Below are 13485 nucleotides of genomic sequence, written 5' to 3'. Positions count from 1 at the left end.
GGACCTCGCGATAGAAGACCAAGGAAGAGATGACTACCGAAGCATTCGCGCCCACGGCACCAGGCGGGCCGCAGACCAAGGCGCAGACGCTCCGCTCGTACGACGTCCGCGACTTCCCGGCCCTCACCGGCCTGGAGGAGGAGTGGCGGTTCACTCCGCTCAAGCGGCTGCGTGGGCTGGCCGACGACGGGTTCACCCCGACCGACGGCCAGCTGCGCTACGAGGTCGACGCGCTGCCCGACGGAGTGACGTTCGGCGGCGTGCACGAGGGCGACGCCCGGATCGGCAGCGTGCTGACCCCGTTCGACCGGATCAGTGCGCTGGCCCACGGCCGGGCTGCTGAGGCGGTCGTTGTCGCGGTGGCCCCGGAGACCCGGCCGGCGGCGCCGGTGTCGGTCCGGTTGGTCGGGCAGGGCGCCGACGGCGCCTCGTTCGGGCACACCTTCGTCGACGTCGGCCGGTTCGCCGAGGTGACGCTGGTGCTGGAGCAGACCGGCTCGGTGACCCTGGCCGACAACGTCGAGGTGGCGGTCGCCGAGGGTGCGAGGCTCACCCTGGTCACCGTCGCCGACTGGGCGTCCGACTCGGTGCAGGCCCAGCACCTGAAGATCCGGCTCGGCCGGGACGCCAAGGTGACGCACGTACAGGTCACGCTCGGCGGGGAGCTGGTCCGGCAGTACACCAGCGTGGAGTACACCGGCCGGGGCGGCGAGGCCGAGCTGTACGGCCTCTACTTCGCGGGCGCCGGGCAGCACCTGGAGCACCGGCAACTGGTCGACCACAGCGTGCCGGACTGCCGCAGCTACGTCGGCTACCGGGGCGCGTTGCAGGGTGCCAGCGCGCACACCGTCTGGGTCGGCGACGTGCTGATCCGGGCGGCGGCCACCGGCACCGACACCTACGAGATCAACCGCAACCTGGTGCTGACCGAGGGCGCCCGCGCGGACTCGGTACCCAACCTGGAGATCGAGACCGGCGAGGTGGCCGGTGCCGGTCACGCCAGCACGACCGGGCGGTTCGACGACGAGCAGCTGTTCTACCTGATGGCCCGGGGAATCCCGGAGGACCAGGCGCGCAAGCTGGTGGTCCGGGGCTTCTTCGCCGAGCTGCTGAACCGGATTCCGGTCGAGGCGCTGCGCGACCGGCTCGGCGAGCAGATCGAGGTACGGCTCTCGAAGGCCGCCGCCTGATGATCCGGATCTGTTCGACCGAGGACGTGCCGAAGGGCACCGCGATCCAGGCGGACGTCGAGGGCACCGAGATCGCGATCGTGCACGCCGAGGACGGCAACTTCTACGCCGTACGCGACGAGTGCTCGCACGCCGCCGTCGCGCTCTCCGAGGGCGAGGTCGACGGCTGCACCCTGGAGTGCTGGCTGCACGGCTCCCGCTTCGACCTGCGTACCGGCGAGCCGACCGGACTGCCCGCGACCGAACCCGTACCCGTGTACCCCGTCGAGGTCCGCGACGGTGACCTCTACCTCAATCTCACGCCGAGTAATGGAGTTACCGCACCATGAGTGTTCTGGAGATTCGTGACCTGCAGGTGTCGGTCAAGCTGCCCGATGGCGAGCTGAAGCCGATCCTGGCCGGGGTCGACCTCACCGTGCGGGCGGGGGAGACCCACGCGATCATGGGCCCTAACGGGTCCGGCAAGTCGACCCTCGCCTATTCGATCGCCGGCCATCCGAAGTACGAGATCACCAGCGGCGAGGTTTTGCTGGACGGTCAGGACGTGCTGGCGATGACCGTCGACGAGCGGGCCCGCGCCGGCCTCTTCCTGGCCATGCAGTACCCGGTCGAGGTGCCCGGGGTGTCGGTGGCGAACTTCCTGCGTACCGCGAAGACCGCGATCGACGGCGAGGCGCCGAAGTTGCGCACCTGGGCCGGCGAGCTGCGCGGCGCGATGGAGAAGTTGCAGATGGACCCGGCGATGGCCCAGCGGAACGTGAACGAGGGCTTCTCCGGCGGTGAGAAGAAGCGGCACGAGATCGTCCAGCTCGAACTGCTCGCGCCGAAGGTGGCGATCCTCGACGAGACCGACTCCGGGCTCGACATCGACGCCCTGCGGGTGGTCAGCGAGGGCGTCAACCGGGTCCGGGACACCGGACAGACCGGGCTGCTGCTGATCACCCACTACACCCGGATCCTGCGCTACATCAAGCCGGACCACGTGCACGTCTTCGTCGGCGGGCGGATCGTCGAGCAGGGCGGTCCGGAGCTGGCCGAGAAGTTGGAGGCCGAGGGCTACGAGCGGTACGTCGCCGGCGCCGGTACGGCCCGGGCCTGAGCAGAAGGGCACCGTCGAGATGACCACGATCGCGATCCCACCGGGGATGCCACAGTACGACGACGTGCCACGGTTCGACGTGGAAGTGGTACGGGCGGACTTCCCGATCCTGGGTCGCGAGGTCAACGGTCACCGGATGGTCTACCTGGACAGCGCGAACACCTCGCAGAAGCCCCGCCAGGTGCTCGACGCGCTGCGGGAGCACTACGAGCGGCACAACGGGAACGTCTCCCGCTCGGTGCACACCGTGGGCACCGAGGCGACCGAGGCGTACGAGGGGGCCCGGGGCAAGGTCGCGGCGTTCATCAACGCGCCGAGCCCGGACGAGGTGGTGTTCACCAAGAACTCCACCGAGGCGATCAACCTGGTCGCGTACGCCTTCTCGAACGCCTCGATCGGCACCGGCGGTGACCCCCGGTTCCGGATCGGTCCCGGCGACGAGATCGTGATCTCCGAGATGGAGCACCACTCGAACATCGTGCCGTGGCAGCTCCTGTGCGAGCGGACCGGCGCCACGCTGCGCTGGTTCGGCGTCACCGACTCCGGCCGGCTCGACGAGTCCAATCTTGAGGAGCTGGTCAACGAGCGGACCAAACTGGTCTCGTTCGTGCACATGTCCAACATCCTCGGCACGGTCAACGCCACGGCGCGGATCACCGAGCGGGTCCGCCAGGTCGGCGCGCTGCTGCTGCTCGACTGCTCGCAGTCGGTGCCGCACCTGCCGATCGACGTGGTGGACCTGGACGCCGACTTCATCGCCTTCACCGGGCACAAGATGTGCGCGCCGAGCGGCATCGGAGTGCTCTGGGGGCGGGGCGAACTGCTGGCCGCGATGCCGCCGGTGTTCGGCGGTGGTTCGATGATCGAGACGGTCACCATGGCCGGTTCGACGTACGCGCCGCCGCCGGCCCGGTTCGAGGCGGGCACCCCGCCGATCGCCGAGGCGGTCGCGCTGGGCGCGGCGGTCGACTACCTGTCCGGGATCGGAATGCGGGCGATCCAGTGGCACGAGAAGGAGTTGACCGCGTACGCGCTGGACGCCCTGGACACGGTTCCCGGGCTGCGGATCTTCGGTCCGACGGTGCCGGTGGGCCGGGGTGGCACCATCTCCTTCGCCCTCGACGGCATCCATCCGCACGACGTGGGTCAGGTGCTGGACGCCGAGGGCGTCGAGGTGCGGGTCGGCCACCACTGTGCGCGGCCGGTCTGCGTGCGGTTCGGCGTACCGGCGACCACCCGCGCGTCGTTCTACCTGTACACCACGACCAGTGAGGTCGACGCCCTGGTGCGCGGGCTGGAACAGGTACGGAAGGTGTTCGGGTAATGCAGGTCGACCAGCTCTACCAGGAGATCATCCTGGACCACTACAAGCATCCGCACGGGCGCGGGCTGCGGGAGCCGTTCGCCGCCGAGGCGCACCACGTGAACCCCACCTGCGGCGACGAGGTGACGGTACGGGTCGCCCTGGACGCCGAGACCGTCAGCGACGTCTCGTACGACGGCATGGGCTGCTCGATCAGCCAGGCCTCGGCGAGCGTGCTGCACGAACTGCTGTCCGGCCGGAGTGCCGGCGAGGCGTACGCGGTGCACGCGGCCTTCGTCGAGTTGATGTCGGGTCGGGGACAGGTGACCCCGGACGAGGAACTGCTGGGGGACGGGGTGGCGTTCGCCGGGGTGGCCCGCTATCCGGCCAGGGTGAAGTGCGCGTTGTTGCCGTGGATGGCGTTCAAGGACGCCGCGGCGCGGGCCGGGGTCGAATTCGGAGCCGGTAGTGATGACAAGAACGAGCGGAGCGAGGTGAAGACGGCATGACTGATCAGGACATGGCGACCGCGTCGACCGGCAAGGCCGCGGTCGCCGACGTCGAAGAGGCGATGAAGGACGTCGTCGACCCCGAACTGGGCATCAACGTGGTCGACCTCGGTCTGGTGTACGGGGTGCACGTCGACGACGAGAACGTCGCGACCCTGGACATGACGCTCACCTCGGCGGCCTGCCCGCTGACCGACGTCATCGAGGACCAGGCGCGGTCGGCGCTGACCACCGGCCCGGGTGGCGGGCTGGTCTCGGACATCCGGATCAACTGGGTGTGGCTGCCGCCGTGGGGCCCCGACAAGATCTCCGACGAGGGCCGTGACCAGCTCCGGGCGCTCGGTTTCAACGTGTAGTCCGCTCACCGTGGATGTTGGCGGCCCGTTGTCGTGGGAACGGCAACGGGCCACCGCCGTTCGGAGTCAGTGGGCGTGGACCTGGAACTCCCAGAGGGAGAAGCCGTAGCCGGTGCCCCGGGTGAGTCCCTGCATCCGGACGTAGCGGGCCGGGGCGGCGGCGAAGTCGACGTTGTCCGTACCGCCGTCGCCGGCGGTGGTCGACCAGACCGGACGCCAGGTGCCGCCGTCGGTGGAGACCTCGATCCGGTACGACCGGGCGTAGGCGGCCTCCCAGCTCAGCACCGCCCGGCTCACCGACCGGACGCTACCCAGATCCACGGTGATCGACTGGTTGTCGGCCCAGGAACTGGCCCAGCGGGTACCGGGGTTTCCGTCCACCGCTCGGGCCGCGCCGTAGCCGAACTGGCTGCTCGACGCGGCAACCGCCCGCCCGGCGGCCAGATTGGTCAGGTCGTCGCCGCGACCGGCCGGAAACGACACCACCTGCTGGTACGTCGGCCGGTTCTGCCAGGCGATCGTGGCGTGTTTGATCCCGCCCAGCGGGGACTGCACGATGGCGTCGGCGCACCACTGGTCCCCGGCCGCGCAGTGGTCGTCGCCGGGATAGACCTCGGTGGCCGGCTGGGCGGTGGCGGTCCGCAGCGTGTCGAGCAGGATCCGCCGGCAGGCGGACAGGCTTCCGTCGCCGCAGTAGGTCCGGCCGGGCCCGCCCGGCACCGGCTCGCCCAACACGGCCCGCAGGTCGGCGTCGACATAACTCCACCAGCCGTACTGGAACGACGAGCCCTTGTGGGTCTGCGCCTCGGCGGCCGAACCGGGCAGATCCGAGGTGTCCCCGCGCTGCTGTCCGGACGGCGACTCGTTGATCTGCATGGCGTCGACCATCGCCCGGTAGAGGTCGGCGCCGAGCGGAGTGGCGAACTGGCCCCGGACCAGCAGCGGCCACCAGGCGTCGAAGATCCGGATCGCCTCGGCGTGCTGGTACGTCTTCGAGCCGCGTGCGGTCTCGACCCGCAACGCACCGGCCTGTCGCCACGCCCTCAGTCTGCCGACGGTCCCGGCCAGGGCGGTGTCGTCGACCGGTTGGCTCTCCAGCACCCGGATCAGCTCGTCCAGCACCTCGATGCCGCGTAGGTCGGTCAGTCCGGCGCGCTCCACCAGCGAGGTCAACGAGGCCCGGTCGAACTTCCGGCCGTCCGCCAGCGCCGCCCGGATCGGCTTGTCCAGCAGGTCACCCCGGTGCACCGCGCCGAAACTGAAGTTGCCGTCGGCGGCGCCGAAGTCCTTGGCCTGCTTGTTGTTCCAGGAGACGTAGTAGTCCTGGTCCACCGACTGGGGGTGCGCCGCGAGCGGGGCGTAGTCGGCCGTGTTGGTGTCCGGGTCGTAGCCCTGCCACTCGTACGCCGGCTCGGCCCGGATCGGCAGGTTCGGGTTGGCCCCGGCGGCCCGGACCGGATTGAGCCCCGAGTTGTAGTACGCCGACTCGTCCGCGTTGACGTAGAACCAGTTGAAGGCGTACTCGACCTCGGCCGCCGCCGTGATGAACTGTGCCGCGCTGCCCATCGCGGCCGGATCGTTGAAGAGCTGGAACCCGATCGCGGAGTCCGCCTCGTGCCGGTAGGTGGAGCGGAGCTGGGTGAACGCGTGCGGCGCACCTGCCACGGTGCCCCGCCAGCCCACCAGTCCCAACTTGGTCCGCCGGGCGATCATCGTGTACGAACCGGCGGGGGTGCTGTCCGCGACGGTCGGCCGCCACGAGTTGACGTGGGAGATCTCCTCCATCGCCAGACACTGTCCCCGGTACCGGTAGTGGTTGCTGGCCAGGGTGGGCGTGCTGCCGTCCACTGTGCACAGCGGCAGGGCGTAGGTGTCGGTGATGTCGTGGCTGGAGGAGGTGGCGCTCCACGCGTAGTCCTGGCCCCGGCCGAGCAGCACGTAGAGGTTGACCCCGGCGAAGGCGGCGCCCCGGGCGCTGATTCCCGGGCCCTGCAACTCCTGCACCATCAGCAGCTGTGGGGAGAAGTACCCGGTCTGTGGTCCGAAGACGGCGATCGGATGGCCGCTGGAGGAGTGTGCGCCGGAGATGACGGCGGCGTTGGACATGCCCCGGTTGGCCGGGGTGATGGTCAGGCCGGAGAGTGCGGCGGCCAGCTCGGAGGGGCCGCCGGTGGATCCCCGGGCCGATCCGGTGGGATCGGCGGTCACCGCCTCCACCCGGGCGGAACCCGGATCGGGCAGTACGACGCTCGGCGCGTCCGGGTCCGCGGCGCCGTACGGGAAGCTCTGTCCCTCGTGCAGGGTCAGCACCGCCTCCGGATTGTTCTGCGCCCGGAACGCGGTCCACACCCGGTCGCCCTCGACCGGCCCGTACCTGGCCCGGGCGGCGATCCGGACCAGCGCGGACTGCATCTCGTGGCCACCGCCGCCGCCGAACAGGCCGCCGACCACTCCGGCGATCGCGATCAGGTCCGTCATCTGGAACAGTTCCGGCCCGCCCACGTTGGTGATCGCGTCCAGGTGCCCGGTCAGCACGTACTCGCCGGGGCAGTTGCGGCCCGCCATGCAGTGCCGGATGTAGGCGTTGATTCCGGCGATGTACTCCTGCACGTCGGCGTGCAGTTGCTCGCCCCGGGCACCCTGGTCGCGCAGCGCCGCGACCTGGGCCTGCAGGTCCTCCTCCCGGTACGGCGAGTTCCGCCAGACGCTCTGCTCCAGCGCCCGGTTGCCCGGCGCCCCACCGGCGAACGGGGTGAGCGTGCCCCGGCCGACGTGCCGGAGCAGGTCCATCGTGAAGAGCCGGTCCTCCGCGCCGGCGTATCCGGCGCCGTACATCGTGCCGCCCCGGGTGGTGCCGGTGACGTGCGGGATCCCGTTCGCCCGGTCCCGCACGATCGTCACGTCGGACCGTGGGGAGTAGGTGCGTTCGGCCTGGCCCGCCGGCACTCCGAAGGAGGCGTCGTTGAAGAACGCCCCGATCTGGTCCTCCCGCAGGCCGGCGTAGGAGTAGACCAGGTCGGCGTACGGGCCGAGCTGGTCGCCGGAGTGTGCCGGCAGGATGCCCAGTGCCTGGTTGGCGAGCACCTCGACCAGTGTGGCGTTGCCGTTCTGGCCGGGCGGCAGGATGTCGGCGCACTCGCCCAGGCAGTGGTCGCCGGCCGCGAACGCGGTCGGGTCGGCCTTCGCGGTCGGGTCGGGCGCGGGTGCGACGGCCGCCGAACCGGTGTTGGCCGGCGCGGCCGGCGCGGGGGTGGCGGTCAACGCGATCGCCGCCACGGTGAGCGCGGCGAGGCCGGCGACGGATCCGCGTCGGAAGGTGGCGCGTCGGAGCATGGGGGGATCCTTCCGCCGGCGTCCGGGCATACCTGAAGGACACTCAGGTTTCAAATGGTATCTATGTCACGCTGTCGATAGATAGACCAGTGGCGCCCGATCGCGGTTCCGCCAGCCAAGGGATCCGGGGCGATCCGGTGGCCGCTGGAGGCGGTACGGTCGCTGCTCGGTACGGTCCGGGCCCGGATAATCCGTCGCGGGACGGCCGGCTCCGCGCCAGAATCAGCACATGATCGCGCCGACCTTCCGCACCAGTGCTTCCGCCGTCGTGGCCTCGGCCGCCCGGCGACAGCAGCGGTGCGCCGGTCCGGTGCCGATCAGCCCTCCGCCGTCGTGACCGACGCGTTCGTCGCCGGCCTGCTGGCCGGGTACGGCATTGCCGTACCGGTCGGAGCCATCGCGATTCTGGTGATCGGTCTGACCGCGCGTACCTCGATCCGGGTGGGTGCGGCGGCAGCCCTCGGGGTGGCCAGCGCCGACGGGCTCTACGCCGCCGTCGCCGTGCTCGGTGGCGCCGCGCTCGCGGGTCTGGTCGAACCGGTCGCCGAGCCGCTGCGCTGGACCGCCGTCGCCGTGCTGCTCGGGCTGGCCGTCTCCGGTGCCTACGGCGCCCTCCGGCACCGCCGCGATCCGGGTCGGGCCGCTTCCACCGATCGCAGTCTGGGCACGCCGCTCCGGGCGTACGGCGGGTTGCTGGCGCTGACCCTGCTGAATCCGATGACGGTCCTCTACTTCGCCGCACTGGTGCTCGGTCGGCGGGCGGCCGTGGACTGGCCGGCGGGCGGGGAGGTGGTGTTCGTGGCCGCCGCGTTCGGTGCGTCGGCGAGTTGGCAGTTGCTGGTCGCCTCCGGTGGTTCGCTGCTCGGCCGCCTGCTGGCCGGGCCCCGGGGTCGGCTGGGCACCGCGCTCGTCTCCAGCGTCCTGGTCGCGGTGCTCGCCGTCGAACTTCTGCTGCGCTGATCCGGCGGTGCCGTACGGTCTGGGCATGAACAGCCGCCCCGCTGCCGGAGGTGGCCGGTGGGTGGACGTCCCGCCGGCCCGGATGGCGCGCTGGATCGAGGGCTTCACCGAGCGCCACGGCGGGCCGCCGGAGATCGGCCCGGGACCGGACGGGCTCCGGCTCGCCGCCCCGGACGGCACCACCGCCGTCCTGCATCCGCCACCGGGGATGCCCGGCGCCGACGACCTCGCCGGATTCCTCGCGGCCGTCGGGGCGCCGCGCCGGCTGGGCCTGCTGCTGGCCCGCAAGGGCGCCGTCGCGGTCGGCGTCGCCGACGGCGGGCGGCTCGTGGTGTCCAAGGTGGACACCCGGTACGTCCAGGGGCGTACCGCCGCCGGTGGCTGGTCCCAGCAGCGCTTCGCCCGGCGGCGGGACAACCAGGCGAAGGCGGCCCTGGCGGACGCGGCGGAGTTGGCGGTCCGGCTGCTGCTGCCGGAGGCCGACCGGCTCGCGGCGCTGGTGGCCGGTGGCGACCGGCGGGCGGTCGACGGGATCCTCGCCGACCGGCGGTTGGCGCCGCTGGTGCCGCTGCGGGCGGAACGCCTGCTCGACGTGGCCGAACCCCGACACGCGGTTCTGGTCGACGCGGTCGCCGCCGCCCGCGCGGTACTCGTGCTGGTCCGGGACCCGGGGTGAGTTCCGGCCGGGGCGCCGGGGCGCCGGCCCGTCCTGGCGGGGCCGGGTGGTTCAGCCGGCGGCCTTGAAGGTGTCGCAGGCGGTCGGGTTCCCGTTCTGGTAGCCGGTGTTGAACCACTTCTGCCGGTCCGCCGAGCTGCCGTGGGTGAACTGTGACTCGTCGATCCGGCCGCCGGACTTCCGCTGGATCGCGTCGTCGCCGATCGCCGCCGCCGTGTCCAGGCCCTCCTGGATGTCCTGCCCGCTGAGGCTCTTGAAGATCTTCACCCCCCGGTCGTCGGCGGTGCCGGTGGCGTTCTTCGCCCAGGCGCCCGCGTAGCAGTCCGCCTGGAGTTCCAGCAGCACCGAGAGCTGGTTGGCGTCGTCCGGGCTCTGCTCCCGCTGCTCGCGTACCCGGGCCTCGGTGCCGAGCAGGTCCTGCACGTGGTGGCCGTACTCGTGCGCCAGGACGTACGGCTGGGCGAACTCGCCGGGCGCGCCGAGCTGTTCGGCCAGCACCTTGTAGAAGCTCAGGTCGATGTAGACCTTGTCGTCGAGGGGGCAGTAGAACGGCCCCACACCCGAGTCGGCCTGGCCGCAGCCGCTGCTCACCGCCTGCTCGAAGAAGACGGTGTCGGACTGCTGGTACGGCCGGTCGAAGTGCTCCGGCAGCGCCCGCTGCCAGTACGTCTGGATGGAGTTGATGAAGAGGTTGTTGCGGCAGTCGAGGTGGCGGAGGGCGTCGTCGGCGGCGCACCGCTGTTCGAGCGCCGTGTTGTCGCCCTGGTCCCCACCGTCCCCGGTCAGTTGGCTGATCCCGAAGCCGCCGCCGGCCAGCGCCACCAGCACGGTGATCACCAGGCCGATCAGTCCTCCCCGGCCGGAGATGGGGAGCCCGGCCATTCCACCGCCGGAAGAACCGCGCCGGTCCTCCACCTGGCTGGTATCGATGCGTGCGTCCTCGTTGAGTTCCATCACATCCCCGATCGCCCGATTGTGGTGATGGCGATACCCGATGATCTTGATTGGTAATCCGTGGACGGCTTCTCCGAGCCGCCCGGTACAATCGGTGTCGTGCTGCTCTGCGAAGGCTGAACGCCCCGCGCCGACGGATCGACGGGTCCGCCGGCTGGTTTGTGTGCCCTGAGTCAGCCTTCGACCCCGAGAGCGAGTTCTCCGAGATGATCACTGCGAGCGGCCTGGAACTCCGTGCCGGCGCCCGGATCCTGCTGTCCGACACCACCCTGCGGGTGCAGCCCGGCGACCGGATCGGTCTGGTCGGCCGCAACGGCGCCGGCAAGACCACCACGCTCAAGGTCCTGGCCGGCGAGGGTCAGCCGTACACCGGCCAGATCGACCGGCGCAGCCCGGTGGGCTACCTCCCGCAGGACCCCCGGACCGGTGACCTCGGGGTGACCGCCCGGGACCGGGTGCTCTCCGCGCGTGGCCTGGACGTCCTGATGGCCCAGATGAAGGCGATCGAGGAGCGGCTCGCCGACGAGTCCGGTGACGAACGACTCGTCCGCCGGTACGGCACCCTGGAGGACCAGTTCGCCTCCCTGGGCGGGTACGCCGCCGAGGCCGAGGCGGCCCGGATCTGCGCCAACCTCGGGCTGCCCGACCGGGTGCTCGGGCAGACCATCGGCACCCTCTCCGGTGGCCAGCGCCGCCGGGTCGAACTGGCCCGGATCCTGTTCCGGGACGCGGCCGCCGGCGGGGGCGGGATCCTGCTGCTCGACGAGCCGACCAACCACCTCGACGCCGACTCGATCACCTGGCTGCGTGGCTTCCTCGCCGGGCACAAGGGCGGGCTGATCGTGATCAGTCACGATGCCTCGCTGCTGGACGCGGTGGTCAACAAGGTCTGGTTCCTGGACGCCACCCGCTCGGTGGTGGACGTCTACAACGTCGGCTGGAAGACCTACCTGGAACAGCGGGAGACCGACGAGCGGCGTCGCCGCCGGGAACGGGCCAACGCCGAGAAGAAGGCCGGCGCGCTGATGGCCCAGGCCGACAAGATGCGGGCCAAGGCGACCAAGACGGTGGCCGCGCAGAACATGGCCCGCCGGGCCGAGAAGCTGCTCTCCGGGCTGGAGGACGCCCGGGTCGCCGACCGGGTGGCCAAGGTGCGCTTCCCCAACCCGGCGTCCTGTGGCAAGACCCCGCTCACCGCGACCGGCCTGTCGAAGTCGTACGGCTCGCTGGAGATCTTCACCGACGTCAACGTGGCGGTCGACCGTGGTTCCCGGGTGGCGATTCTCGGACTCAACGGTGCCGGCAAGACCACCCTGCTCCGCATCCTCGGCGGGCTGCTGGAATCCGACACCGGTGAGGTCCGGCCGGGGCACGGGCTGCGGCTGGGCTACTACGCCCAGGAGCACGAGACGCTGGACGTCGACCGGACCGTCCTGGAACACATGCGCAGCGCCGCCTTCGAACAGTCCGACACCGACCTGCGCAAGATCCTGGGCGCCTTCCTCTTCTCCGGCGACGACGTGGACAAGCCGGCCGGGGTGCTCTCCGGCGGTGAGAAGACCCGTCTGGCACTGGCCACACTGGTCTGCTCGGGCGCCAACGTGCTGCTTCTGGACGAGCCCACCAACAACCTCGATCCGGTGAGCCGGGAACAGGTACTCGACGCGATCGCCCGCTATCCCGGCGCGATCGTCCTGGTCACCCACGACCCGGGCGCGGTGCTGGCGCTCAAGCCCGACCGGGCGATCCTGCTGCCGGACGGCGACGAGGACGCCTGGAGCGACGACCTGCTCGAACTCGTCGAGCTGGCCTGACCACCGGCGGGCCGGCCCACCCGGTGGTCAGCCGCCGAGACCGGTGAGCCGGCCCAGGACGCCGGAGCTGACCAGGATGACCAGCCCGATGCCGATGAAGACCACCGGTACCAGCCAGTGGCCCACCCGGTCCACCAGCCGGATCACCCGGGAGTGGCTGCCCAGCCAGGCGGCCGCCGCGCACCAGAGCGCGATCAGGCCGACGAAGACCACCAGGTACGTTCCGACTCCGCCCGGACCGAGGGCCCGGAACACCGGCACGTAGACGGCGATGTTGTCCGCGCCGTTGGCGATCGTCACTCCGGCCACCCCGAGCGCCCCGGTGACCACCTTCGGCGTACCCGTGTCGTCGTCGGTCCGGCGCAGCAGGGCCCGTACGCCGAGCGCCACCGGCAGCAGGCCGAGAAGGCCGGTCCACGGTTCCGGCACCACCAGCAACCCCGCCGCTGCCGCCAGGCTGGCGGCGACCAGTGCGCCGATTCCGGCGTACTGACCGACGACGATCTGCCAGGGTCGCGGCCGGCCCGCCGTGCGCGAGGTCACGAAGAGGACGGTCAGTACGACAATGTCGTCGATGTCGGTGGCGGCGAAGATGGCCACGGCGCTCGCCACGATGCCGACTTGATCTGCCACATGCGACACCGTACGGGGGTAGTCACCATTCTGCGGAATCCGTCCGACTGAATCCGAGCAGGAGACGGAAACTCGACCGACGCGAGCCGGACTTCGTGGGCCGGGATGGAAACTCGATCTGCGGGCAGCGGAACTTCACCGCATCGGAAGGAAACTCGCGTTACGGGTGCGGAAACTCCGACCGCGCGGGCTGGCAACACGACCGACCAGGACGCATACCGCCGCACGGGTGTGGTGGAATCTTCCCGGCGAGGACGGATGGCGCGGTCGGCGCAATCACTCAATCGGGAAACTGACACTGCTGTGCGTGTCGGTTGGCGAAGAGTTGATATCTAGCGCATGATCGTTCGAGGCGGTCTAATAGGTGGGACCGTATCGAACCGCACAGTCTGGGACGTGAGGAATCAACATGGCAGCCACTGGCACAGCCACCAGCACTGAGAAGGGTCGCAGGATCGTCGGAGCCGAGCGTCAGACGCTCGCCAAGGACCTGGTCAAGCGGTATACCTCCGGCGAAAGCATCCGCGCCCTGGCGGCCTCGACCGGCCGTTCCTACGGGTTCATCCACCGGGTGCTCACCGAGTCTGGTGTACAGCTTCGTCAGCGTGGCGGCGCTCGTCGTCGTAAGAAGGCGTGACCCGCTCAGCAGCCTGGTCCG

At 70.7% G+C, this 13485-nt stretch carries 13 protein-coding genes; 10 read left to right on the top strand and 3 right to left on the bottom strand.

Annotated features, from left to right (window positions below; all coding sequences use genetic code 11):
- Positions 1-29: 29 nt before the first annotated feature.
- Genes sufD through I0C86_RS18710 form a run of 6 tightly spaced genes read left to right on the top strand, consistent with a single transcriptional unit; the run spans position 30 to position 4457 of the window.
- The gene (gene sufD / locus I0C86_RS18735) at positions 30-1190 is read left to right on the top strand and encodes a Fe-S cluster assembly protein SufD (RefSeq protein ID WP_196202537.1); all 1161 of its coding nucleotides are present in this window, start codon (positions 30-32) and stop codon (positions 1188-1190) included.
- Positions 1190-1519, top strand: coding sequence for a non-heme iron oxygenase ferredoxin subunit (locus tag I0C86_RS18730; RefSeq protein ID WP_196202536.1), 330 nt, complete (start codon positions 1190-1192; stop codon positions 1517-1519). The genes sufD and I0C86_RS18730 overlap by 1 nt, the downstream gene beginning before the upstream one ends.
- Positions 1516-2289 carry a Fe-S cluster assembly ATPase SufC gene (gene sufC / locus I0C86_RS18725; RefSeq protein ID WP_196202535.1) on the top strand — a complete coding sequence of 258 codons (774 nt, stop codon included), beginning with the start codon at positions 1516-1518 and terminating at the stop codon, positions 2287-2289. The genes I0C86_RS18730 and sufC overlap by 4 nt, the downstream gene beginning before the upstream one ends.
- 19 nt (positions 2290-2308) lie before the next feature.
- Positions 2309-3613 (top strand): cysteine desulfurase, encoded by a 1305-nt coding sequence (locus tag I0C86_RS18720; RefSeq protein WP_196202534.1) that lies wholly within the window; start codon positions 2309-2311, stop codon positions 3611-3613.
- Positions 3613-4101 carry a Fe-S cluster assembly sulfur transfer protein SufU gene (gene sufU, locus I0C86_RS18715; RefSeq protein WP_196202533.1) on the top strand — a complete coding sequence of 163 codons (489 nt, stop codon included), beginning with the start codon at positions 3613-3615 and terminating at the stop codon, positions 4099-4101. Before I0C86_RS18720 ends, sufU begins: the two co-directional genes overlap by 1 nt.
- A complete protein-coding gene (locus I0C86_RS18710) occupies positions 4098-4457 on the top strand; it encodes a metal-sulfur cluster assembly factor (RefSeq protein WP_407676319.1) in 360 nt (119 codons plus the stop codon). Before sufU ends, I0C86_RS18710 begins: the two co-directional genes overlap by 4 nt.
- 66 nt (positions 4458-4523) lie before the next feature.
- Here the strand turns inward: I0C86_RS18710 and I0C86_RS18705 are convergent, their stop codons facing one another.
- The gene (locus I0C86_RS18705) at positions 4524-7790 is read right to left on the bottom strand and encodes a penicillin acylase family protein (protein ID WP_196202532.1); all 3267 of its coding nucleotides are present in this window, start codon (positions 7788-7790) and stop codon (positions 4524-4526) included.
- A 333-nt stretch (positions 7791-8123) separates the two neighbouring features.
- On the opposite strand from I0C86_RS18705, the gene I0C86_RS18700 reads away from it, so the two are divergent.
- On the top strand, positions 8124-8750 hold the full coding sequence (locus I0C86_RS18700) for a LysE family transporter (protein WP_196202531.1): 627 nt from the start codon (positions 8124-8126) through the stop codon (positions 8748-8750).
- 25 nt (positions 8751-8775) lie between these two features.
- Entirely contained in the window at positions 8776-9426 is a 651-nt protein-coding gene (locus I0C86_RS18695; protein ID WP_196202530.1) for an acVLRF1 family peptidyl-tRNA hydrolase, read from the top strand.
- 51 nt (positions 9427-9477) lie between these two features.
- Here I0C86_RS18695 and ypfJ read toward each other — a convergent pair whose 3' ends face one another.
- The gene (gene ypfJ, locus I0C86_RS18690) at positions 9478-10380 is read right to left on the bottom strand and encodes a KPN_02809 family neutral zinc metallopeptidase (RefSeq protein WP_196202529.1); all 903 of its coding nucleotides are present in this window, start codon (positions 10378-10380) and stop codon (positions 9478-9480) included.
- A 206-nt stretch (positions 10381-10586) separates the two neighbouring features.
- Here ypfJ and I0C86_RS18685 point away from each other — a divergent pair, with 206 nt between their 5' ends.
- A complete protein-coding gene (locus I0C86_RS18685; protein ID WP_196202528.1) occupies positions 10587-12194 on the top strand; it encodes an ABC-F family ATP-binding cassette domain-containing protein in 1608 nt (535 codons plus the stop codon).
- A 27-nt stretch (positions 12195-12221) separates the two neighbouring features.
- On the opposite strand, the gene I0C86_RS18680 is transcribed toward I0C86_RS18685, so the two are convergent.
- Entirely contained in the window at positions 12222-12827 is a 606-nt protein-coding gene (locus tag I0C86_RS18680) for a cadmium resistance transporter (protein WP_196202527.1), read from the bottom strand.
- A gap of 409 nt (positions 12828-13236) precedes the next feature.
- Here I0C86_RS18680 and I0C86_RS18675 point away from each other — a divergent pair, with 409 nt between their 5' ends.
- Positions 13237-13464, top strand: coding sequence for a helix-turn-helix domain-containing protein (locus tag I0C86_RS18675; RefSeq protein WP_007462679.1), 228 nt, complete (start codon positions 13237-13239; stop codon positions 13462-13464).
- Positions 13465-13485 lie beyond the last annotated feature (21 nt).

The organism is Plantactinospora alkalitolerans (assembly GCF_015690345.1).
GTDB lineage: Bacteria > Actinomycetota > Actinomycetes > Mycobacteriales > Micromonosporaceae > Plantactinospora > Plantactinospora alkalitolerans.
This window is presented reverse-complemented; position numbering and strand designations above follow the sequence as displayed.

What these genes read in the sequence shown, in the direction of transcription:
- I0C86_RS18720 (WP_196202534.1), top strand. Translation starts at nt 2,309, where the DNA reads ATGACCACGATCGCGATCCCACCGGGGATGCCACAGTACGACGACGTG.
- I0C86_RS18685 (WP_196202528.1), top strand. Translation starts at nt 10,587, where the DNA reads ATGATCACTGCGAGCGGCCTGGAACTCCGTGCCGGCGCCCGGATCCTG.
- I0C86_RS18730 (WP_196202536.1), top strand. Translation starts at nt 1,190, where the DNA reads ATGATCCGGATCTGTTCGACCGAGGACGTGCCGAAGGGCACCGCGATC.
- sufD (WP_196202537.1), top strand. Translation starts at nt 30, where the DNA reads ATGACTACCGAAGCATTCGCGCCCACGGCACCAGGCGGGCCGCAGACC.
- sufU (WP_196202533.1), top strand. Translation starts at nt 3,613, where the DNA reads ATGCAGGTCGACCAGCTCTACCAGGAGATCATCCTGGACCACTACAAG.
- ypfJ (WP_196202529.1), bottom strand. Translation starts at nt 10,380, where the DNA reads ATGGAACTCAACGAGGACGCACGCATCGATACCAGCCAGGTGGAGGAC.
- I0C86_RS18710 (WP_407676319.1), top strand. Translation starts at nt 4,098, where the DNA reads ATGACTGATCAGGACATGGCGACCGCGTCGACCGGCAAGGCCGCGGTC.
- sufC (WP_196202535.1), top strand. Translation starts at nt 1,516, where the DNA reads ATGAGTGTTCTGGAGATTCGTGACCTGCAGGTGTCGGTCAAGCTGCCC.
- I0C86_RS18675 (WP_007462679.1), top strand. Translation starts at nt 13,237, where the DNA reads ATGGCAGCCACTGGCACAGCCACCAGCACTGAGAAGGGTCGCAGGATC.
- I0C86_RS18695 (WP_196202530.1), top strand. Translation starts at nt 8,776, where the DNA reads ATGAACAGCCGCCCCGCTGCCGGAGGTGGCCGGTGGGTGGACGTCCCG.
- I0C86_RS18705 (WP_196202532.1), bottom strand. Translation starts at nt 7,790, where the DNA reads ATGCTCCGACGCGCCACCTTCCGACGCGGATCCGTCGCCGGCCTCGCC.